Here is a 680-nt window from a genome sequence, read left to right as displayed (position 1 = left end):
GATCAGCTGATCACGATGTTCGAGGCCTTCAGATCGGTCACGCCGAGGAAGGTAACCTTCATGTTGTTGTCGAGCTGCAGCGTGGTGTTGCCGCCAGTGACCGTTGCCGTTGCCAGCAGATCCTGGATGGCCTTGTCGGCATCCGCCGGGCGGTAGTTATACATGAAGAACATGTTGCCAGCCGCGCTGCCGAAATCGGTGATGGTGATGTCACCACCATTATGCCCGGCGAGCACACCGAAGGTGTTGGCTGCGCCGCTGCCACCGGTGACGGTGGCGAAGCTGTCGCCATTCGAATCTGCGAATTGCGTGCCGAACACGAAATGATCGGAGCCCGAGGTGCCGATGATGGTGTTGTTGCCAGCACCCGTCCAGGCTTCGAGTGTTCCCTTGGAGGAGGAAGCATCGATATACTGGTCACCGGTCGTCTTGGGCTGATTGGCCGTGAAGAGCGCACGGCCTGCCGTGTCGACGGTGGCGTTGAGGTCATTCGCGCCCCAGATCGTGCCCGAGCCGGCATTGATCGAGGTGTTGCCTGTGCCCGAGATGAAGGACAGCGCGCCAGAGACGCTGATCGACTGGTTCACGCCATGATAGACGGAAAGGTCGCCTGCGGCAGAGATGGTGTCGCCCACCGTGCCGACGATGGTGCCCGTGCTTCCCGTGAAGTTCACGGTTGA

General features: G+C 60.6%; 1 pseudogene. It reads right to left on the bottom strand.

Annotated features, from left to right (window positions below):
- Positions 1-2: 2 nt before the first annotated feature.
- Positions 3-680, bottom strand: a pseudogene (locus tag WFJ47_RS16475) (calcium-binding protein); the annotation flags it as partial.

Origin of the sequence: Asaia sp. VD9 (genome assembly GCF_037150015.1) — a bacterium.
Lineage (GTDB): Bacteria > Pseudomonadota > Alphaproteobacteria > Acetobacterales > Acetobacteraceae > Asaia.
Note: the sequence above shows the minus strand (reverse complement) of the source record. Positions and strands in the feature narration are given on the sequence as shown.